The organism is Variovorax beijingensis, assembly GCF_007828835.1.
GTDB lineage: Bacteria > Pseudomonadota > Gammaproteobacteria > Burkholderiales > Burkholderiaceae_C > Variovorax > Variovorax beijingensis_A.
On the sequence record NZ_VIVL01000004.1, the window covers coordinates 188,313 to 203,855 of the forward strand.

Consider the following 15,543-nt stretch of genomic DNA (forward strand, 5'->3'; position numbering starts at 1 on the left):
CCTCAGGAGCTTTCCCGCTGCTCGACGCGGAACGGGATCAGCACCGTTTCCGCGGGCGGGCGGCGGCCGTCGCGGGAGCCGTCGATCACGCGCAGCAGCAATTCGCCCGCGGCCCTGCCCATGCCCACGCAGTCCAGCGCCACGGTCGTGATGCGCGGGTGCGAGGCGCGGGCCACCTCGAAGTCGCCGAAGCCCGCGATCGCGATGCGCCCTGGCACCTCCCAGCCGCGGCGCTGGCACTCCATCAGCGCGCCGAAGGCCGAGAGGTCGGACACGCACATCACCGCATCCACATCGGGCCATTGCCGGATCAGCTGCACCACGGCCTCTGCGCCTTGCGCCATGGAGATCGGCGGCTGGCCGAAGCCGATGACGCGCCCGTCGGGCAGGCCCAGTTCGCGGATCGCCTCGGCATAGCCGCGCTGCCGGTCGGCCCCGCGCGTGTCGCGGTTCGAGGTGCCGCCGATGAAGGCGATGCGCCGGTAGCCCTGGCCGTGCAGGTGCCGCACCATCGCGGCGGCGGCTTCCGCGTTGGAGAAGCCGACCGTGTGCTCGATGGGCGTGGCGGGCAGGTCCCAGGTCTCGACCACCGGCACGCCGGCTGCCTGGAGCATGGCGCGCGCGGCGGGCGTGTGGGCGCCGCCGGTGAGGATCACGCCCTCGGGCCGGCGCGCGAGCATGGCACGCAGCAGGCGCTCCTCCGTCTCCACGCGGTAGTCGGTGTAGCCCAGCAGCAGTTGCAGTCCGCGCGCTTCCAGGGCGGCGGCGATGCCTTGCGCGGTTTCGGAAAAGTTGGAGTTGTTCAGCGACGGGATCAGCACCGCGACGAAGCCCGAGCGCTTGCTGGAGAAGGTGCGCGCGGTCTGGTCAATCACGTAGCCCATCTCCTCGCAGGCCTGGAGGATGCGCTGGCGCAGCGCCTCCGAGGTCGCGCGGTCGCTGCCGGTGCGGCGGTTCAGCGCGCGCGACACCGTCATCTTCGAGACGCCGACGCGCGCGGCGACGTCGGCCATCGTCGCCGGGCGAGGCGGGGGGGAGGCTGCTTTGGACGAAGGCAAGGGACAGGTCTCTCTGGAATGCTGGAACGCGGGTCCGAGGATAGGCGACAGCCGGGCTGAAATGGCAATCCGCATGCGGCAACGCGCCCAAAGGAGGAGCGCAGCGCGCGGCCGGGCACTTTCCCTTCCCACGAGGCGATGCGTCTTTTTCCTACGCGAGCGAGCCCTTGCCGCACGAGCATCGGCCCCGGGCACGCCCGATCGCCATCCACCGGCATCCAAAGGAAAAAACACGATGGAAGATCAAAACCACGCCCCGCAGCATGAAGGCGGGCACCCCTACGCGATGTTTGCCGTGAACATGCTGCTCAGCCTTGTGGTCATGTACCTTGTCATGTTTTCCATGATCGACGGCTGGGGCGATTTCCGGAACAACCTCAACATGTTCTACATGGCACTCACCATGGTCGCCCCCATGGGGATCATCATGCTCGCAACCATGCGAGGCATGTACCGCAGCAAGACGCTCAACGCGGCGCTCCATGCGGGGCTCGCGATCCTGTTTGTCGCTGCCCTTGCCGGAACACGGCAGCAGGGCCTGATCGGCGACAGGCAGTTCATTGCCTCGATGGTGCCGCACCACTCGGGCGCCATTCTCATGTGCCGCGAGGCCGGGCTCAAGGATCCCGAGCTGGTCAGGCTGTGCGGGCAGATCTCGAGCTCGCAGCGCAAGGAGATCGATGAGATGAACGCAATCCAAAAGCGGCTGAGCGCGATGTAGCCCGAGCCGCGGTCTCGGCAGCCCGGCCCACGCGCCAGCGCATCAGCGGACCGCCAGGCGCGGCCCGCTGCCTTGCGGGCTGGCAGCACCGATCACCGCGGCATCGTCGAAGCCATGCCGGCGGAAGATGGCCAGCACTTCATCGAGCGCTGCGGGTGCGCACGAAACCAGCAGTCCGCCGCTGGTCTGCGGATCGGTGAGCAGGGCGCGCTCGTGGTCGGCGAAGTTCTGCGGCAGCGCCACGTCGGACCCGTAGCCGTCCCAGTTGCGGCCGGATGCGCCGGTGACATGCCCCGACCGAACCAGGTCGCGCACGCCTTCCAGCACGGGCACCTGCTGCCAGTCGATCTCCAGCGACAGGCCTGCGCCGCGTGCCAGTTCCAGCGCATGGCCGGCCAGGCCGAAGCCCGTCACGTCGGTCAGCGCATGCACGCCGTCGAGCGCCGCGAGCTCGGGGCCGGGCGTGTTCAGCCGCGTCGTGGTGGCGATCATGCGTTCGTAGCCGGCCGCGTCGAGTGCTTCCTTCTTGAGCGCCGCCGACAGGATGCCCACGCCCAGCGGCTTGCCCAGCACGAGCAGGTCGCCGGCCTTGGCGCCGGCATTGCGCTTGACGCGCTTCGGATGGACCAGCCCGAGCGCGACCAGCCCGTAGATGGCCTCGACCGAATCGATGGTGTGGCCGCCCGCGATCGGAATGCCCGCCGCCCGGCACACCGATTCGCCGCCTTCGAGGATGCGCCCGATGGTCGCCGTGCTGAGCACATTGATCGGCATCCCGACCAGCGCGAGCGCCAGGATCGGCTTGCCGCCCATCGCATACACGTCGGAGATCGCGTTGGTGGCCGCGATGCGGCCGAAGTCGAACGGATCGTCGACGATCGGCATGAAGAAGTCGGTGGTGGCGATCAGCGCCTGTTCATCGTTGAGCTGGTAGACGGCCGCGTCGTCGGCCGTCTCGATGCCGACCAGGAGCTCGGGTGGCATCGGCATGCGCGCCGTGCCCTTGAGGATTTCGGACAGCACGCCGGGCGCGATCTTGCAGCCGCAGCCGCCGCCGTGCGACAGCGAGGTGAGGCGGGGCTCGGCGGCGGGGGCTTGCGGGAGGGCAGCGTTCATGGTGGTGGCTGGAGTTCGTTCAGGAGTTGCAACAGTGCGGCCTGCTCGGCCCTCGGGTCGAACAGCGGCGCGCGCAACGCGCATTGTGTGCGCAGACCGTCCAGCAGACCGGCCGCGCGGTCTTTGGAGCCCTGGCCGGCGCGGCAGGCCTCGAGCAGCGCCGCCAGTGCGGCGGCATCCCCGTGCGGAAAGTAGCCCGCGTAGTCGTCGCCGAGCATGCCGACATTGCCGGGCACGCGCGAGGCCAGCACCGGCGTGCCGCTGCGCACCGCCTCCATGATCACGTGGGCTCCGCCTTCCAGCGCGCTGGTGTGCACCAGGACGTGGGCGCGCTGGATGCGCTGGCGGGTCTGCGCATGGGGCAGGGCGCCGAGCCAGCGGTAGCCCGGGCATTCGCTGGCGAGTGCGCGCGCGAGTTCGCCCAGCCCGGCGTCGCCCGCGTCCCCGATGTGGTCGATGCGGATGTCCTCGCGCCCGCACAGCAGGCGCGCCGCGTCGAACAGTGTCTGCGGCGACTTGACCTGCCGCAGGTGGCCGACCATCACCGCGCGCAGCTGGCGTGCGGACTTGGGAAGCTCGGCGCGCGCGGATGTCGACTGGTACACCACGCGCGCCTTGTCCCGGAATTCCAGCGGCAGGGCCTCGGCGCCCAGCGCCTGCAGCACGACCAGGCGCTGCGCCAGCTGCAGCGAGCGCTGCGCCTGCGGGTCGCTGCCGATGTCCTGGTACAGGTCGGTGCCGGTCAGCACCACGGCCAGGCCGCGGCCGGGATGGGCGTTGGCCCAGTGCGCGATCGATTCCGCCGAGCGCCGCGCGTGCAGCGCCAGCATCACGGTGTCGGCCGAAGCGCCTGCATCGGGCCATTGCTGCACCACGCGTGCGCTGCAGACAGGCGACAGCAGTGTTTTCCATCGATGGGCGGTGCGCCAGTTGCCATTGTTGGCGCCAGGCAACGCCGGGCTTACGATCACAACCGATGGATTCGACATTGCCTGTTTATAGCGTGGCCGCCGCGCCCGAGGCGCTGGCGTTGCGCGCGGGACCGCCGGCATCGGTGCGCGCGGCGCTGCTGGCCGCACGGCGGCGCACGCTCGATCTTGCGGACGATTTTCGGGCCGCGCTGGGAGACGCCTATCCCGGCATCGGCTACGCGCCCGAGTTCAATCCGCCGCTCTGGGAGCTGGGCCACGTGGCCTGGTTCCAGGAATGGTGGATCGGCCGCAACCCGCAGCGCGCGCGGGGCGCGGCCTGCGAGCCGGACCCTGCGCGCGAGCCGTCGCTGCTGCCGCAGGCCGACGCCTGGTACGACTCCAGCCGCGTGGCGCACCGCACCCGCTGGACGCTCCCGCTGCCCGATGCCGAGGCCACGCGCGGCTACCTCGAACGCACGCTCGCGCAAACGCTGGCTCTGCTGGACGAGCTTCCGCCCGATGCGCACGACGATGCGCTCTACTTCTTCCGCCTGGTCGCCCTGCACGAGGCCATGCACGCCGAAGCGGCAGCCTACATGGCCGAGGGCCTGGGCATCGCGCTGCGCGAGAGCGGGGCCGCGCCGCAGCTTGCGGCGGACGCCGAACTGGACCTGCCGGCGCAGCGCTTCCGCATCGGTTCCGAAGCCGGCGCCGGCTTTGCGTTCGACAACGAGCTGCAGCCCCACGACGTCGCCATCGAGCCGCTGCGCATCGACGCGCAGGCCGTGAGCTGGGCGCGCTTCCTGCCGTTCGTGGAAGGCGGCGGCTACGAGAATCCGGCGTGGTGGTCCGACGCGGGCCGCGACTGGCTCGCGCACCAGCCGCTGCGCCACCCCGCCCATCTGCGTGCGGCGGGCACCGGCTGGCAGCAGCGGCGCGGCGGCCGCTGGCTGCCGCTGGACCCGCTCGATGCAGCGGTTCACCTGAACGCGCATGAAGCCGAAGCCTGGTGCCGCTGGGCCGGGCGGCGGCTGCCGACCGAAGCCGAATGGGAGTGTGCGGCGCTCACCCTGCCGGGCTTCGCCTGGAGCCGGGTCTGGGAATGGACCTCGAGCCCGTTCGAGCCCTACCCAGGCTTCACGCCCCATCCCTACCGCGACTATTCGGCGCCGTGGTTCGGCACCCGGCGGGTGCTGCGCGGCGCATGCCACGCCACGTCGGCGGCGCTCGCGCATGCGCGCTACCGCAACTTCTTCGAGCCGCACCGCCGCGACATCTTCGCCGGCTTCCGCAGCTGCCGGGCCGCCGGCGGGTGAGAGGGCTCTTGCGGTCTAATCCCCGCCTTGTTCTTCGCTTTTCGGGAGTCTCATGAAATTCGCTGTCTTGCCGCGCTTCGTGCTGGCGCTGGCCATGCTGGCTTGTGCCGTGGCCGCGCAGGCCCAACAAACCTTCCGCATCACCGCGATCCCCGACGAGTCGCCGACCGAGCTGGCGCGCAAGTCGGCGCCGCTGGCCGCCTACCTGGAGCGCAAGCTGGGCGTCAAGGTCGAGTTCACGCCGGTCACCGACTATGCGGCCGCCGTCGAGGCGCTGGCCAACAAGCAGGTCGACCTGGCCTGGCTCGGCGGCTTCACCTTCGTGCAGGCCAGCCATCGTTCGGGCGGCAAGGTGGTGCCGCTGGTGCAGCGCGAGGAAGACGAGAAATTCCGCTCGGTCTTCATCACGACGAATCCGGACGTCCGTTCGCTCGCCGATCTCAAGGGCCGCAATCTGAGCTTCGGCTCGCAGTCCAGCACCTCGGGCCATTTGATGCCGCGCAGCTTCCTGCTGGCGGCCGGCATCGATCCCGACCGCGACCTCAAGCGCGTGGCCTATTCAGGCGCGCATGACGCCACGGTGGCCGCCGTCGCATCGGGCAAGGTGGACGCCGGGGCCCTCAACATCTCGGTGTGGGAGAAGCTCGTGGCCGACAAGAAGGTCGATCCCGCGAAGGTGCGGGTGTTCTACACCACGCCTGCCTACTACGACTACAACTGGACCGTGCATGCCGACATGCCGGCCGCCAGGCGCGAGCAGCTGGTGCGCGCATTCGTCGAGCTGAGCCCGGCCACCCCTGAGGGCAAGGACATCCTCGCGCTGCAGCGCGCCACGCGCTTCGTGCCGACGCGCGCCGAGAACTACAAGGGCATCGAAGCCGCGGCGCGCAATGCCGGGCTGCTGAACTGACCGGCGCGATGCAGGAGCGAAGCCGGTGAACATCGAGCTGCGGTCGGCGTCCGGCCGGCACCCGGCGGCCCCCGCCGCGGCGCCGCCCGCGCTGCGGGCGCTGGACCTGCGCGTGGCGGCGGGCGAGCAGGCCGCGGTGATCGGCCCTTCGGGCGCCGGCAAGACTACGCTGCTGCACCTGATGGCCTGCGCGCTCGCGCCCGCGGCCGGCAGCATCGAACTCGACGGCCGCGATCCGTGGCGGCTGCCCCGGCGCGAACTGCAGCGCCTGCGCGGCCGGCTGTTCCTGGCGCCCCAGGTGCCGCCGCTGCCGCCGCGCCAGCGCGTGGTGACCGCGGTGCTGGCCGGCCGGCTGCCACGCATCGGGCTGTGGCAGGCGCTGCGCAGCCTGTTCTATCCGACCGGCATCGCGCAGGCCGACGCCGCGCTTGCGCGCTTCGACATGGCGGACAAGCTCTTCGCGCGCGTGGACCGCCTCTCCGGCGGCGAGCGGCAGCGCGTGGGACTGGCGCGCGGCCTGCTGTCCGAGGCGCAATTGGTGCTCGTCGACGAGCCCTTGTCGGCGCTGGACCCGGCCCGCGCCGGACAGGCGCTGGACACCCTCACGCAGTGGGCGCGCGACAGCGGAGCGACGCTCGTGGCCACCCTGCACGACGTGCCGCTCGCGCTGCAGCACTTTCCGCGCATCATCGGCCTGCGCGACGGGTTGCTGGCCTTCGATCTGCCCACCGCGCAGGTGACACCAGCCTTGCTGCGCGAGCTTTATGCGCAGGAGCCGGCGCAGGCCGGTGTCCTTGACGAGGGCCCGGCCGAAGCGGCGCCTGTCGTGATGCACTGCCGCTGAGCATGGCCGCCGTTCCATCACGCACGACACCGGCGCAGCGCGACCCCGCCTGGGCGCACCGCGTGTTCTGGCTGCTGGCCGCGGCCGTGGTGCTGTGGCCGATGCTCGTGCTGACCGAATTCAAGCCCTGGCTGCTGCTGGCGCCCGGCAGCCTGGAGCCGGCGCTGCAGTTTCTGGCCGGCTTCGTGCCGCCGCGCATGGACGCGGAGTTCCTGGCGCTGGTGGCGCGGGAAACCTGGCGCACCGTGGCCATCGCGACGGCCGGGCTCACGCTGGCGATGGTGCTGGCCGTTCCGCTCACGCTGCTGTCCGTGCGCTCGCTCTCGATCTCCGGGCTGGCCGGCCGCATGGCGGCGTTGCCGGCGGTGCTGCGCTTTTCGGTGCGCGGCCTGCTGATCGTGCTGCGCAGCGTGCCGGAACTCATCTGGGCGCTGGTGTTCGTGCGCGTGGTCGGCCTGGGCGTCACGGCCGGCGTGCTGGCCATCGCGCTGACCTATGCCGGCATGCTGGGCAAGGTCTACGGAGAGATCCTGGAGAGTGGCGATGCCCATCCGACCGAGACGCTGCTGCGCAACGGCGCCGGCCGCATCCAGGCCTTTTTCTACGGACTGCTGCCGCAGAACGCGGCTGAGCTCATCAGCTACACCGTCTACCGCTGGGAGTGCGCCATCCGCTCGTCCGCCGTCCTCGGCTTCGTGGGCGCGGGCGGGCTCGGCCAGCAGATGGATGCGTCGATGAAGATGTTCAATGGCGCCGAGGTCAGCACCATGCTGCTGGTGTTCGTGCTGCTGGTCGCCGCCACCGACCGATTGAGCGCCTGGCTGCGGCGCGCCCTGGCCTGAGAGCCTCGCCATGCCGGAGATCGAATCGAAACCACGCGCCGCCAACGAGGTCTACCGGCTGCCGCCGCCGCTGTTCGACGCGCGCTGCCGCGCCTGCTGGATGGTCGTTGCCATGGTGGCACTGGTTGTCGCGAGCTTCTGGTCGCTCGACCTGCAGTGGGCGCGTTTCTTCTCGATCGATTCGCTGGCCCGCATGGGCCGCTTCGCCGGCGAACTCGCGAAGCCGGCCCTTGGCGCGGCCTTCCTGCAGAAGCTGCTGCCGGCCGCGCTCGAGACGCTGGCGATGTCGGTCGTCGGCACCTTGCTGGCCGTGGCGGCCGGCCTGCTGCTCGCACTGCCCGCGAGCAAGCTGCACGCCGGCGATCCGGCGCGCTGGCGCGGCCCGACGCGGCTGCTGCTCAATGCCTTGCGCAGCGTGCCGGAACTGATGTGGGCCGCGCTGCTGCTGATTGCCGCCGGCCTCGGGCCCTTCGCGGGCACGCTGGCGCTGGCGGTGCACACCTCCGGCGTGCTGGGCCGCCTGTTCCCCGAGAGCATCGAGAACGCGGCGCAGGGCCCCGCCTTTGCGCTGCGCGTGCGCGGCGTGCCGGAAGGGCGGGTGTTCCTTTATGCGACGCTGCCGCAGGTGCTGCCGCAGCTGATGAGCTATGCGCTCTACCGGTGGGAGAACAACATCCGCGCCGCGGCCGTGCTGGGCGTGGTCGGCGCCGGCGGGCTGGGCCAGATGCTGGCCTTCCACCTGGGGCTGTTCCAGATGCGCCAGACCAGCGCGGTGCTGCTGGCGATGATCGTGCTGGTCGCCCTGGTGGATGCCGCGAGCTACGTCGCGCGGCGCCTGATGGGTCGGTGAGCCGCGCCCGGGCGGCCGCTGCATGAGAAACTACAGCGGAAGGCCCTCTGTATGAACGAAAGCGCCAAGCTGTTGAACTTGAAAGAAAAAGTCGTTTCGGTTGCACCGATGATGGACTGGACGGATCGCCATTGCCGTTACTTCCATCGCCTGATGTCGCGCCACGCGCTGCTCTACACCGAGATGGTGACCACCGGCGCGCTGGTGCATGGCGACGTTCCCCGGCACCTGCGCTTCAACGAGGAAGAGCACCCCGTGGCCTTGCAGCTGGGCGGCAGCGAGCCGGCCGACCTCGCGCATTGCGCCAGGCTCGGCGAGGAGTGGGGCTACGACGAGATCAACCTCAACTGCGGCTGTCCCAGCGAGCGCGTGCAGCGCGGCGCCTTCGGTGCCTGCCTGATGGCCGAGCCGGTGCTGGTGGCCGACTGCGTGAAGGCCATGGTCGACGCCACCCGCCTGCCCGTCACGGTCAAGCACCGCATCGGCATCGACAAGATCGAGAGCTACGAATTCGTGCGCGACTTTGTCGGCGCGGTGAGCGAGGCCGGCTGCAAGAGCTTCATCGTGCATGCGCGCAATGCCTGGCTGCAGGGCCTGAGCCCGAAGCAGAACCGCGAGATTCCGCCGCTGCGCTACGAGCTCGTGCACCGCCTGAAGCACGAGTTTCCGGAGCTGGACTTCTCGATCAATGGCGGCATCTCGGCCAACGCGCAGGTGCATGAGCACCTGCGGCTGCTCGACGGCGTGATGGTAGGCCGCGAGGCCTACCACAACCCCTGGTGGCTGGCCGAATGGGACGCGGAGTTCTACGGCGCCGCACCGCAGCCGCTCACGCGCGAGGACGTGGAATCGCTCATGTGCGACTACATGGTCCGCGAGGCGGCCGAACACGGCACGCAGTGGTCGTCGATCGCGCGGCACATGCTGGGCCTGCGCAACGGCCTGCCCGGCGCGCGCCGCTGGCGCCAGGTCTGGAGCGACCATCGGCTCAAGACGCGCTCGCCGCACGAGGTGATGGCGCTCGCGCACGAACCCGCGGCGCAGGAGGCCTGAAGCCGGGCGGCGTCAAGCCGCCATCAGCGTGGCATCCGGCACGTCCTCGATGGTGGTGCGGCGCAGCTCGCGGCGCTCGCCGATGTCGTAGCGCCGGCCGCGATGCAGGGTGCTGCGGTTGTCCCACATCACGAGGTCGCCCACCTGCCATTCGTGCGTGTAGACGAACTCGCGGCGGGTCGCATGCTCGAGCAGGTCCGAAAGGAACATGCGCCCCTCGGCCACCGGCCAGCCGATGATCTCGCGCGCATGCACGCCCACGAACAGCAGCTTGCGCCCCGAGCCCGGATGTGTCTGCGCGAGTGGCCACACGGCGGGTGGAATGGCTTTCTTCTGGTCGTCGGTGTAGGCCTCGTCGCCCAGCAGGATGCGGGTATGCAGCGCATAGTGCTCGGCGCACAGGCCTTCGATCTCCGACCGGGTGCGCTCGGACAGCGCGTCGTAGGCGGCGCGAAGATCCGCGAACTCGGTGTTGCCGCCCCAGCTCGGCAGCACCAGCGCATGCAGCATCGAATAGGCGGCGCGCGGGTTCTGGAAGGAGCTGTCGCTGTGCCAGAGCTGGTTGGCGAAGTTCGACAGGTTCTTGGGCGAATCGCGGCGAGCCACCTTGCCTTCTGCATCGACGTTCGAGATGTCGATCAGCCGTTCGTCCTCCAGCCGCTCGGGGCGTTTGAAGACCTTCTTCAGGCCCAGGTCGAGCGGGCCGAACGACTTGGCGAAATCGATCTGCTGCCGGCCTGTGAGCGGCTGTCCGCGCCACACCAGCACGGCATATCGGTTCATGGCCGCGTTGATCTGCTTTACCTCGGAGGGCGACAGCGGCTGCGTGATGTCGATGCCGCGCGCCTCGGCGGCGAAGAGCGGGTGCAAGGGGGTGAGTTCAAGGGACATGAGCGGTCTTGCCAATGACGATGGGAAATGGCGAGGCCTATTCGGCCTGGATGCCGGCTTCGGCGATCACGCGCGACCAGCGCTTCATCTCGCTCTGGACGAACGCGTCGAACTGCGCGGGCGTGGAAGCCACCACTTCCATGCCCTGTTCCTCGACACGGTGGCGCATCTCGGGGTCGCGCAGCACTTTTGCGGTGTCGGCCTGGATCTTCGCGACCACCGCCGGCGGCGTGGCGCGCGGCGCGACGAAGCCGAGCAGCGCGCTCACATGGAATCCCGGCAGGGTTTCGGCCACGGTCGGATAGCCGTAGCCCGGAAGCCGCTTCTCGCCGAGCGTGGCGATCATCTTCATCCGGCCCGCCTTGACGTACGGCAGCACCGAGAGAAAGGGGTCGAACACGAGGTCGAGGCGCCCGCCCAGCAGTTCGGTGTGCGCCGGCGCGCTGCCCTTGAAGGGCGCGTGCAGCATGTCGAAACCCGCTTCGCGCTTGAGCAGTTCAGCACCCAGGTGCGTGGTGCTGCCGGCGCCGGGCGTGCCGTAGCTGAGCTTGCCCGGGTTCTTCTTTGCGTAGGCGACGAGTTCGGCCAGCGTGCTGAAGGGCGCGTCGGGCCGCGCGACGATCGCGAGCTGCAGGTTGGCGATCTGCGTGATGCCCGCCAGGTCTTTCACCGTGTCGTAGGGCAAGCTCTTGCGCAGCGAGGGATTGACCGCGAAGGACGAGTTCACCATGCCGAAGGTCAGCCCGTCGGCCGGGGCCTTGGCGACGAAGTCGACGCCGATGGCCGTGCCGGCCCCCGGCTTGTAGTCGACGAGCACCGGCTGGCCCCACATCTCCTGCAGCTTGAGCGAGATCAGGCGCGCGACCGTGTCGGTGGGCCCGCCGGGCGCAAAGGGGACGATGAGCTTGACGGGGGCCTTGGGATAGTCGCCCGCGCCACCCGCGCTTGCAGATGGGGCGGCGGCCGAAAACCCCGACAGCGCCAGGCCGCTTCCCGCCAGCAGCAGCAGGCGGCGGTCCTGCGATGGGAGAGGGGGCTTCATCCTGGATGCTTCGTGCCTTGTTCTTCTGTATAAATGAAACATTGTTCCGAAATAATGATTCCCGAGCACCGGCACGTCAACCGTTTTTTGCTGAAGAATGAACGAACATCAAAAAAATAAGGGTTTGGATACATGAATGACGCGATTGGCGGCAAAGAAGAGGTCAGCGCGCTTGCCAGGGGGCTGGCCTTGCTCAAGGTCATCGGAATGGCAGCCGCACCCATCAGCAATCGCGACCTCGCCGAGACCACCGGCATCCCCAAGGCCACCGTGTCCCGCCTCACGGCCACGCTCGTCGGCGCGGGCTACCTGAAGCAGTCGCAGGACAGCGACCGCTTCAGCCTCGGGCCGGCGCTGCTCGACATGAGCAGCCGCTACCTTCGCCATTTCGATTTGCGGACGGTGGCCCGGCCACATCTTGCGGAACTGTCCGAATTTGCCGGGGCCAGCGTCCACATGGGCGTTCGCGACGAACTCGACATGCTCGTCATCGATTCGCTGCGCCCCCGCTCCGCGCTGATCAGTTCGCGCATCGAAGTGGGCTCGCGCATGACCATCGCCACCTCGGCCGCAGGCCGCGCCTACCTCGGCGCGCTACCCGCTGCCGAGCAGGCCGAGGTGCTCGACCAGATCCGCCTGGAGAGCGGGGAGAACTGGCCCTCGATCGAACCGCGCCTGACGGCCGGGCTCGACGAATACGCGCGCCTGGGCTATTGCAGCTCGTTCGGCGAGTGGCATCCGCACATCCACGCCCTGGGCTTCGCGCTCAAGGGCCCGCGCGGCGAGCGCTACGGCGTGAGTTGCGGCGGCCCCGCCTACCTGCTGCCCAAGGACGTCATGCTCGGCCGCGTGGCTCCCAGGCTGCTGGAAATCGCCCAGCGAATCTCCCGGGAAACCGGAACCGTCAGCACCGACTGACGCCGCAGCGCCCCGAATCCCCGGATTTGTTCGTGAAACACCGGGGATCCGGCTCCGCCGGTCCCCTGGTGTTGCCTCCGGAAGGGTGGGAAGGCGCGCGCGACACGAAGTGCGCGAAGACTGGGGGAGAGCCTAATTAGCGGCTTCAAGGCCGTTCTTGAAGTGCTCGCGCATCCGCGCCATCGCTGCCGCGGCATCCCGCGCCTCGATGGCCGCCATCACCGACCGGTGTTCCGCGAGCGATTCCGCGATGCGCCCCGCCTTCAGCAGCGAGTTGTGCCGGTTGAGCTTCATCACCTTGCGCAGGTCGGCCACCATCTGGTCGCGCCATTTGTTGTTCGCAATGGCCAGGAGGCGCATGTGGAAGCGCTCGTTGACCGCAAAGAAATGCTCGCGGTCTTCCTTGCCGGGGGCGCCTGCCGCTTCGAGTTCGGCATGCAGCGCCTTGAGTTCCGCGCGCTGGGCCTCGCTCGCGCGCTCGGCCACCACGCCGGCCGCATCGCTTTCCAGCAGCGAAAGCAGGTGGTAGACGTCCGCCAGGTCCTGCTCGGACACCTCGGTGACGTAGGCGCCGCGCCGCACCTTCATCGTGACCAGGCCTTCGGCCGCCAGCACCTTCAGGGCTTCGCGCAGCGGCGTGCGGCTGATGCCGTATTCCTCGGCCAGCTTGAGTTCGTCGATCCAGCTGCCCGGCTCGAGCTCGCGGCGGAAGATCCGCTGGCGCAGCAGTTCGGCCACTTCTTCATAGAGGGCGCGCGGGGTGAGGGTGAGGGCGGACATGGGGCGGACTGTACCGCAAAAACGGGTTTGAATTAATAATTATGGATCGGTTAGACTCGCGGCCGGCTTGCAAATCCCTTGCAGGCGAATTTGCGACTACCCTGCAAGACACTGCGAAAAGCCCCTCATGAGCAGCACACCCGAACCCACCTTCAAGCCGGCCAACCTCGATGACTGGGCCAAGGCCGCCGCCAAGTCGGCGCCGGGCGGCGACCTGGGCGCGCTCAACTGGCTCACGCCGGACGGCATCACCGTGAAGCCGCTCTACACCGCGGCCGACCTGCAGGGCCTGAAGTACACCGACACGCTGCCCGGCTTCGAGCCCTACCTGCGCGGGCCGCAGGCCACCATGTACGCGGTGCGCCCCTGGACCATCCGCCAGTATGCGGGCTTCTCGACCGCCGAGGAATCCAACGCCTTCTATCGCAAGGCGCTGGCCGCCGGCGGGCAGGGCGTGAGCGTGGCCTTCGACCTGGCCACCCACCGCGGCTACGACAGCGACCACCCGCGCGTGACAGGCGACGTCGGCAAGGCCGGCGTGGCCATCGATTCGGTCGAGGACATGAAGATCCTGTTCGACCAGATCCCGCTCGACAAGGTGAGCGTGTCCATGACCATGAACGGCGCCGTGCTGCCGGTGCTCGCGGGCTACGTGGTGGCAGCCGAAGAGCAGGGCGTGAGCCAGGACCAACTGAGCGGAACCATCCAGAACGACATCCTCAAGGAGTTCATGGTCCGCAACACCTACATCTTCCCGCCCGCGCCGAGCATGCGGATCATCGGCGACATCATCGAGTACACGGCGCAGAAGATGCCCAAGTTCAACTCGATCTCGATCAGCGGCTACCACATGCAGGAAGCCGGCGCCAACCAGGCGCTGGAACTGGCCTTCACGCTGGCCGACGGCAAGGAGTACGTGAAGACCGCGCTGGCCAAGGGCCTGGACGTCGACGGCTTTGCGGGGCGCCTGAGCTTCTTCTGGGCCATCGGCATGAACTTCTATCTTGAAGTCGCCAAGATGCGCGCGGCGCGCCTGCTGTGGTGCCGCATCATGAAGAAGTTCAACCCGAAGAACCCCAAGAGCCTGATGCTGCGCACGCATTGCCAGACCTCGGGCTGGTCGCTCACCGAGCAGGACCCGTACAACAACATCGTGCGCACCACCATCGAGGCCATGGCCGCGGTGTTCGGCGGCACGCAGAGCCTGCACACCAATGCGCTCGACGAAGCGATCGCGCTGCCCACCGAGTTCAGCGCCCGCATCGCGCGCAACACGCAGCTCATCATCCAGGAAGAGACGCACATCACGAACGTGGTCGACCCCTGGGCCGGCAGCTACATGATGGAGAAGCTCACGCAGGACATGGCCGATGCGGCCTGGGCCATCATCGAAGAGGTCGAGGCGATGGGCGGCATGACCAAGGCGGTGGACAGCGGCTGGGCCAAGCTCAAGATCGAGGCGGCCGCCGCCGAGAAGCAGGCGCGCATCGACTCGGGCAAGGACGTGATCGTGGGCGTCAACAAGTACAAGCTCAAGACCGAGGATGCGATCGACAGCCTCTCCATCGACAACGTGATGGTGCGCGAGCAGCAGGTGGCGCGGCTGCAGAAGATCCGCGCCTCGCGCGACAGCGCCAAGGTGCAGGCCGCGCTCGACGCGCTGACCGAAGCCGCGGAGAACGGCACCGGCAACCTGCTCGCACTCAGCATCGATGCGGTGCGCCTGCGCGCCACGGTGGGCGAGATTTCGGATGCGCTCGAAAAATCATTCGGCCGCCATCGGGCCGACACGCAAAAGGTGACCGGTGTGTACGCAGCTGCCTACGACTCGGCCGAAGGCTGGGAAGCCCTCAAGACCGAAATCAACGCCTTCGCCGAGGAACAGGGCCGACGCCCGCGCGTGATGATCTCCAAGCTTGGGCAGGACGGGCACGACCGCGGCGCCAAGGTGGTGGCCACCGCGTTTGCCGACCTGGGCTTCGACGTCGACATGGGGCCGCTGTTCCAGACCCCCGAGGAATGCGCGCGCCAAGCCATCGAGAACGACGTGCATGCCGTCGGTGTGAGCACGCTCGCGGCCGGCCACAAGACGCTGGTGCCTGCCATCATCAACGAACTGAAGAAGCAGGGCGCGGACGACATCATCGTGTTCGTCGGCGGCGTGATTCCGCGGCAGGACTACGACTTTCTCTACGAAGCCGGCGTCAAGGGCATCTACGGTCCGGGCACGCCCATTCCGGCCAGCGCCAAGGACGTGCTGGAACAGATCCGCGCGGCGGTCTCGGCCTGAG

The 15,543-nt window shown here is 68.9% G+C and carries 15 protein-coding genes; 9 read left to right on the plus strand and 6 right to left on the minus strand.

Annotation, left to right across the window (positions count from 1 at the left end; all coding sequences use genetic code 11):
- Window positions 1-2 precede the first annotated feature (2 nt).
- Complete coding sequence (locus FB547_RS14415) at window positions 3-1,013, minus strand: LacI family DNA-binding transcriptional regulator (protein ID WP_145743318.1); 1,011 nt, start codon at window positions 1,011-1,013, stop codon at window positions 3-5.
- A 280-nt stretch (window positions 1,014-1,293) separates the two neighbouring features.
- On the opposite strand from FB547_RS14415, the gene FB547_RS14420 reads away from it, so the two are divergent.
- Entirely contained in the window at window positions 1,294-1,779 is a 486-nt protein-coding gene (locus FB547_RS14420; protein ID WP_145743858.1) for a DUF305 domain-containing protein, read from the plus strand.
- A gap of 42 nt (window positions 1,780-1,821) precedes the next feature.
- On the opposite strand, the gene senC is transcribed toward FB547_RS14420, so the two are convergent.
- Together senC and senB are read right to left on the minus strand one after the other, a co-directional pair.
- Complete coding sequence (gene senC / locus FB547_RS14425; protein WP_145743320.1) at window positions 1,822-2,895, minus strand: selenophosphate synthetase SenC; 1,074 nt, start codon at window positions 2,893-2,895, stop codon at window positions 1,822-1,824.
- Entirely contained in the window at window positions 2,892-3,884 is a 993-nt protein-coding gene (gene senB, locus FB547_RS14430) for a selenosugar synthase SenB (RefSeq protein ID WP_145743322.1), read from the minus strand. The genes senC and senB overlap by 4 nt, the downstream gene beginning before the upstream one ends.
- On the opposite strand from senB, the gene senA reads away from it, so the two are divergent.
- From senA to dusA, 6 genes are read left to right on the plus strand one after another with little or no spacing between them, the layout of a single operon-like run.
- Entirely contained in the window at window positions 3,872-5,122 is a 1,251-nt protein-coding gene (senA, locus tag FB547_RS14435; RefSeq protein WP_145743324.1) for a selenoneine synthase SenA, read from the plus strand. The genes senB and senA overlap by 13 nt on opposite strands.
- 52 nt (window positions 5,123-5,174) lie before the next feature.
- A complete protein-coding gene (locus tag FB547_RS14440; RefSeq protein WP_145743326.1) occupies window positions 5,175-6,032 on the plus strand; it encodes a putative selenate ABC transporter substrate-binding protein in 858 nt (285 codons plus the stop codon).
- A 25-nt stretch (window positions 6,033-6,057) separates the two neighbouring features.
- Entirely contained in the window at window positions 6,058-6,876 is an 819-nt protein-coding gene (locus tag FB547_RS14445; RefSeq protein WP_145743328.1) for a phosphonate ABC transporter ATP-binding protein, read from the plus strand.
- A 2-nt stretch (window positions 6,877-6,878) separates the two neighbouring features.
- On the plus strand, window positions 6,879-7,718 hold the full coding sequence (locus tag FB547_RS14450; protein ID WP_145743330.1) for a PhnE/PtxC family ABC transporter permease: 840 nt from the start codon (window positions 6,879-6,881) through the stop codon (window positions 7,716-7,718).
- A gap of 10 nt (window positions 7,719-7,728) precedes the next feature.
- Window positions 7,729-8,568, plus strand: a complete 840-nt coding sequence (gene phnE / locus FB547_RS14455) for a phosphonate ABC transporter, permease protein PhnE (RefSeq protein ID WP_145743332.1) — start codon at window positions 7,729-7,731, stop codon at window positions 8,566-8,568.
- A 51-nt stretch (window positions 8,569-8,619) separates the two neighbouring features.
- Entirely contained in the window at window positions 8,620-9,621 is a 1,002-nt protein-coding gene (gene dusA, locus FB547_RS14460) for a tRNA dihydrouridine(20/20a) synthase DusA (protein ID WP_145743334.1), read from the plus strand.
- Between the two features lie 12 nt (window positions 9,622-9,633).
- Here dusA and FB547_RS14465 read toward each other — a convergent pair whose 3' ends face one another.
- Both FB547_RS14465 and FB547_RS14470 read right to left on the minus strand, forming a co-directional pair.
- A complete protein-coding gene (locus FB547_RS14465; RefSeq protein ID WP_145743336.1) occupies window positions 9,634-10,512 on the minus strand; it encodes a TauD/TfdA dioxygenase family protein in 879 nt (292 codons plus the stop codon).
- A 37-nt stretch (window positions 10,513-10,549) separates the two neighbouring features.
- Window positions 10,550-11,554 carry a tripartite tricarboxylate transporter substrate binding protein gene (locus FB547_RS14470; RefSeq protein WP_186454169.1) on the minus strand — a complete coding sequence of 335 codons (1,005 nt, stop codon included), beginning with the start codon at window positions 11,552-11,554 and terminating at the stop codon, window positions 10,550-10,552.
- A gap of 132 nt (window positions 11,555-11,686) precedes the next feature.
- Here FB547_RS14470 and FB547_RS14475 point away from each other — a divergent pair, with 132 nt between their 5' ends.
- The gene (locus FB547_RS14475) at window positions 11,687-12,472 is read left to right on the plus strand and encodes an IclR family transcriptional regulator (RefSeq protein ID WP_145743338.1); all 786 of its coding nucleotides are present in this window, start codon (window positions 11,687-11,689) and stop codon (window positions 12,470-12,472) included.
- A 132-nt stretch (window positions 12,473-12,604) separates the two neighbouring features.
- Here the strand turns inward: FB547_RS14475 and FB547_RS14480 are convergent, their stop codons facing one another.
- Window positions 12,605-13,252 carry a GntR family transcriptional regulator gene (locus FB547_RS14480; protein ID WP_145743340.1) on the minus strand — a complete coding sequence of 216 codons (648 nt, stop codon included), beginning with the start codon at window positions 13,250-13,252 and terminating at the stop codon, window positions 12,605-12,607.
- A 127-nt stretch (window positions 13,253-13,379) separates the two neighbouring features.
- On the opposite strand from FB547_RS14480, the gene scpA reads away from it, so the two are divergent.
- Window positions 13,380-15,542 (plus strand): methylmalonyl-CoA mutase, encoded by a 2,163-nt coding sequence (gene scpA, locus FB547_RS14485; RefSeq protein WP_145743342.1) that lies wholly within the window; start codon window positions 13,380-13,382, stop codon window positions 15,540-15,542.
- Window position 15,543 lies beyond the last annotated feature (1 nt).